At 72.5% G+C, this 2,073-nt stretch carries 2 protein-coding genes; both read right to left on the minus strand.

From position 1 onward, the window contains the following. Positions 1–1,447, minus strand: a 1,447-nt coding sequence (locus C5F48_RS23380; protein ID WP_107666079.1) for a zinc metalloprotease, incomplete at its 3' end; no start/stop codon positions are given. Position 1,448: 1 nt separating this feature from the next. Beyond that, positions 1,449–2,073 (minus strand): efflux RND transporter periplasmic adaptor subunit (locus tag C5F48_RS23385; protein ID WP_146170741.1); only part of this gene is annotated, 625 nt, incomplete at its 5' end.

The following is a 2,073-nucleotide window of genomic DNA, read 5'->3' on the forward strand; positions in this document are numbered from 1 at the left end:
CGCTCACCGCCAGACCGTCCGCGACCACGCCGGGCAGGATCATGCCGGAGGCGCCGAGGCGCAGTTCGGCGGCCGGGGTCGGCACCACCTGCCCCTCGCCGCGCGCCGAGAAGGGCAGCGGCACGAGGCCGCCGAGGCCCCCGACCAGCAGGGAAAGGGCCGCGATCCGCCCCAGCATGCGCCGCTTGCGGTTCTGCCCCTCGGCCATCTTCCAGCCTCTCTTCGCCAGTTTCGCCAGCGGCAGGACGATGCTGCCGGCCAGCGCCCAGAGCGCCAGCACCAGCCCCAGCGCGTAGAACAGTTTCGACACGACCAGCACGATCACCAGCGTCAGCGACAGCCGGTAGGCCAGCGAGGCCGCGCCATAGACCCCGAGGATGCGCGCCTCGTCCGGCTCGACCCGCGTCTCGGGGCGCAGGCCGAGGCCGCGGGTCAGCACGAGGTCCGACAGGAAGCTGCCGGCGCGGGTGGCGAGGTTGGGCATCTCCAGCCAGTCGGCCAGCACGTAATAGGCGTCGAACTTCAACAGCGGGTTGCCGTTGAACAGGAGGGTCGACAGCGAGCCCATGACGATGAAGCTGTAGAGCACCGCCTTCTCCACCCCCGGCTCGATCACCAGCCAAAGGAGCAGCGCGAGACTGGCGATCACCAGCTCGGCCAGGATGCCCGCCGCGCCGACCAGCATCCGCGCCCGCGGGTCGGGGAAGGTTGTGGCCTCGGAGGCGTCGACATAGGGCACCGGCACGAAGAGGAGCAGCATCACCCCGGCCTCGCGCACCTCGCCGCCGAAGCGCAGCACCGCCCAGCCATGCGCCAGCTCGTGCAGCGCCTTCATCACCGGGTAGCTGAGGAACAGCACCAGCACCCCGGATTGGGTCAGCAGAGAGGTGTCGGCGGTGTGCAGCAGCGCCGGGAGGTTCAGCACGGCGGCGGTGATGCCGGCAAGGATCACCAGCCCGACCAGCAGCGCGCCGAAGGGGGTGAACAGCCAGCGCACCAGCGGCCAGCTGGCGCGCAACAGGCCGCTGGGGTCGAAGACCGGGATCTTCACCGAGAGCGGGTTGGCGGCGCGGGCCTCCAGCGCGCGGTCGCGCTTCTTGCCGCTGCGGTCGCTGAGCGCGCCGGGGTCCAGCGCGTGATCGGAGAGGATCAGCCCGGAGGAGACCAGCTGCAGCACCCAGTCCATCACCTCGCGCTGGGTCGGCGCTGTGGCGGGATCGCGCGACATCGCACGCCACAGCCCGTCCACCGTCAGCTCGCCGTCGAGCCTGCGCCAGAACACCGCCGCCCGCTGGCCGAGCCGCAGGCTCTGGCCGGTGAGCGCGTCCCAGAGCACGAGGAACTCCTCGCGGCGGAAGCGCTGCGGCACCTCGCGGATGCCGGCGCGGCGACGGAAGCGCTGTTCGGCCACCAGATACCAGTCGGGATGGCGCAGCCCGGCGGCCATGTCAGCGCCAGCGCCAGAGGCTGCGCTCGAACCAGCGGCCGATGCCGCGACCGTAGCGGCCGAGCAAGGTGGTCGGCCCGGCCTCGACCCGGATGATGCCGCGCATCCCGTCCATCAGCGCCATCTCGGGCGGGGCCTCGAAATCGAACCAGGCGACGAAGGCATTCGCGCCGTCGGTCGCCTCGGTCTCGCGGGTGATGCGTTGCAGATGCAGCGGGATCGGCCGGTCGGGCCAGGCCGCCAGCAGCAGCACGCCCGGCGCCTCGGGCGGCAGGTCGGCGACCCAGTCCTCGTCGATCAGCGCCAGCGTCGCCAGGCTGTCGAGGCTGGCCACCTGCAGCAGCGTGTCGCCGAGCCGCACCCGGCTGCCCACCCGCTTCCAGGCGTCGCCCGCCACCACCAGCCCGTCGCGGTCGGCGGTCACCGTGGCGCGGGCGATCTGGTCGCCGACCAGCGCGGCCTCGACCGTGTTCTGGCTCAGCCGCGCCGTGAGGTTGCGCAGCTCGGCGGTGTCGCGCTGCGCCCGGGCGTTCTGCATCGCGGTGCGCAGCTGCTCGGCCTCGGCGGCAAGGCGCGAGCCCTCCAGCCGCAGGTCGGAATCCTCCAGCCGCACCAGCTCCTGCCCC

Origin of the sequence: Cereibacter changlensis JA139 (genome assembly GCF_003034985.1) — a bacterium.
GTDB classification, from domain to species: domain Bacteria; phylum Pseudomonadota; class Alphaproteobacteria; order Rhodobacterales; family Rhodobacteraceae; genus Cereibacter; species Cereibacter changlensis.